The sequence below is a fragment of the Armatimonadota bacterium genome (genome assembly GCA_020354555.1).
In the GTDB taxonomy this organism is placed as follows: Bacteria; Armatimonadota; Hebobacteria.
The window spans coordinates 619850-622872 of record CP070648.1; the positions used below are offsets into that span (position 1 = coordinate 619850).

Annotated in this window: 3 protein-coding genes; all 3 read left to right on the top strand. The window is 65.6% G+C overall.

Going from position 1 to position 3023, the window contains the following annotated elements:
• Positions 1-653: 653 nt before the first annotated feature.
• Positions 654-1862: a homocysteine biosynthesis protein gene (locus JSV65_02565; GenBank protein ID UCH35254.1), complete on the top strand. Its 1209-nt coding sequence runs from the start codon at positions 654-656 to the stop codon at positions 1860-1862.
• 181 nt (positions 1863-2043) lie between these two features.
• Positions 2044-2469, top strand: coding sequence for a 4Fe-4S binding protein (locus tag JSV65_02570; protein ID UCH35255.1), 426 nt, complete (start codon positions 2044-2046; stop codon positions 2467-2469).
• Between the two features lie 86 nt (positions 2470-2555).
• Positions 2556-3023: UPF0280 family protein (locus JSV65_02575; protein ID UCH35256.1), on the top strand; the 468-nt coding region annotated here is incomplete at its 3' end.

The following is a 3023-nucleotide window of genomic DNA, read 5'->3' on the forward strand; positions in this document are numbered from 1 at the left end:
ATGAATAACCCCGCGAGCCCAAGCTCGGAATGCGAGAACCCGGCAGTGCCAACCTGCGCTGCCGATGGATAATGTAGCCCAACGTACCGTCGCTTCACGAATGATTGCCTTTGGTTCGTCGCGCCAGTTGAGTTATCCTGGCGCCGGGCGCCGCCATGTCGCCCGACGGTGCACGACGACATCCCGGCCTTGCCGCGTGCCCCGCCCGACCGCGCGCCGCGAGATGAGAAACCGGTCTCCGCGCTCTTGACAGCCCTGCCGCTTCTGTGGAAGACTTATAAAGACCCGAGGGCCGGATCGATCGCAAGACCGACGGCGCTCCGGGCTCATAGGCCGAAATGGATCGAACACCGGACAGATCGCGTTTCACGACTGAGGCCGCTGCGAGCAGCGCTTCCGCGCTCCCGCTCGTTGCGCTCCGACGCGTCTTCCCGTCGTCCATGCTCCCGGCCATGGCCATGCGCTAGCGGCTGCGTGCCCTCCGCAACCGACCGGAGGGAGCGCGCCGCAGCCGCGGTGCTCCACGCAGTCGCTCAACCTCGCACCCTTCACCCGCCCGGCCAGTCCCGGGCACCACAGGGCCCATTGCCGTTTCCGTCGGCCCGATGATACATGATTTCGTGCGGCGCATGAGCCGTCGCCGGGAGGTTACAATGCCTAAGACATACGCTGAGATAAATGACCGCATACGCCGCGGTGAAGCTGTCGTCGTCACCGCGGAAGAGATGATTGACGTCGTCAAGGAGAAAGGCGCCAAAGAGGCAGCCAAACAGGTGGATGTCGTGACCACCGGCACCTTCGGCGCCATGTGCTCCAGCGGCGCGTTCATCAATATCGGACACGCCAAACCACGCATCAAGCTCGGCGGCGGCCGCGTGACGCTTAACGGCGTCACCGCCTACGCCGGCCTGGCCGCAGTGGACCTCTACATCGGCGCCACCGCCCTCGGCGAGGACGACCCGCGCAACCAGGTCTTCCCCGGCGAATTCAAGTACGGAGGCGGCCACGTCATTGAGGAACTAGTCGCGGGCAAGGATATCCGCCTCGAGGCCGTCGCCTACGGCACCGACTGCTATCCGCGCAAGCGCCTCGCGACGTGGATCAACATCGCCGACCTCAACGAGGCGTTCCTGTTCAACCCGCGCAACGGGTACCAGAACTACAACGTCGCCGTCAACGTGAGCGATAAGACCATTTACACCTATATGGGCGTGCTCAAGCCGCGACTCGGCAACGCCAACTACTGCAGCGCCGGTCAGCTCTCGCCGCTGCTTAACGATCCGACCTATCGCACGATCGGCATGGGCACGAGGATCTTCCTCGGCGGCGGCGTCGGTTACGTCACGGGCAAGGGCACGCAGCACAACCCGGTTGCCCCTCGTACCGACAACCAGGTGCCCCGCGCGGGCGCGGGTACGATGGCCGTCACCGGGGACCTCAAGAGCATGAGCGCCGAGTGGCTGCGCGGCGCCTCGTTCCAGGGCTACGGCGGCACCCTCGTCGTCGGACTCGGGATTCCGATCCCGATACTCGACGAGGAACTAGCCGAGCGGACTGCGGTCAGCGACGCCGACATCAAGGCCCAGGTCATAGACTACAGCGAGGCCTATCCGACGGTGCAGCCCGGCAGCCTCGCGGAGGTCAGCTACACCGACCTGAAGTCCGGCGCGATTGACGTCAACGGGAAGCGGATCGAGACCGTGCCGCTGTCCAGCTACCCGATGGCGAAGCAGATCGCCGAGACGCTGAAGAACTGGGTCGCGTCGGGGCAATTCCTGCTTGGCGAGCCGGCGGAAGCGCTGCCCGGCCCGGATTCCGGCTACGCCTTCAAGCTGCTCAACGAGCGGCCCGTCGAGGACTGACATCGCACTGCGCCGGCCGCCGCGAGCGGCGGCCGGCGCCTGACCTATTGAGGTTCGTGTATTAGGGAAGGACGCAAGGGACGGCGGGGCACCTCCCAAATGGACCTCGTCCGGAAGAATTTACGTGTATTACCGGTGCTGCGGTAATACATGAGACTCTATAATCAATGGAGGCAATCACATGGCAGTGAACTCGTTGGAATCACAGGGCAAGGTCGTCATCCACTTCCCGAAAGAGAAAGTGGACAAGCCCATCATCTGCTACCTGACGAGCGATTACGGCGTCATGTTCAACATCCTCAAGGCGGCCATCACGCCCGAGCAAGAGGGGTTGATGGTGCTTGAGCTGCTGGGCAACGCCGACGCCTGCGAGCGTGGGCTGGAGTACCTGCGCGGACTCGGGCTGCGCATTCAGCCCATCGCGCAGGATATCATCCGCATCGAGGAGCGCTGCACGCACTGCGGCGCATGCCTCGCGGTGTGCCAGGTAGGGGCGCTCAGCATCGAGCGGCCGAGTATGGCGGTCGCCTTTGAGCCCGCCCAGTGCGTCGTCTGCGAGCAGTGTCTCACGGCCTGTCCGACTCGCGCCATGCAGCTCCAGTACTGAGAGGAACGCGGATGCAGGCCGCATGGCGCAGCGGCCCATGTGGCAGGTTGGGGCACGGCATGCCGCGCCCCTAACACCCAAGACCAATGCCCGAATACGTCGAGCGCACATACCGCCGCACCGCCAGCTCCGGCCTCGTCACCTTCGAGGTCAAGGTGCTGCAGACGGATCTCCTCATCGCCGCCGAGCGCGACCTGTCCGAGGATGCCCGCGAAATTGTCCGCGCCTGCCGCGGCGAGCTCGAGGCGTACATCAAGCGCGACCCGGGATTCAAGGGGGCCCTGCGGCCGTATCGCCTGCGCGACGATGCGCCCGAGATCGCCCGCGCCATGGCTGCGGCTGCGGAACTCGCCGGCGTCGGGCCCATGGCAGCCGTCGCCGGCGCGATCGCGGAACGCGTCGGCCGCGGCCTCGCCGCTCATTCCCGCGAGGTGATCGTCGAAAACGGCGGCGACATCTGGCTCCATGGCAACCGCGAGCGCACCGTCGGCGTGTTCGCGGGCGCTTCGCCCGTCACGGGCAAGCTGGCGGTGAAGCTCGACGCGGCCCTGATG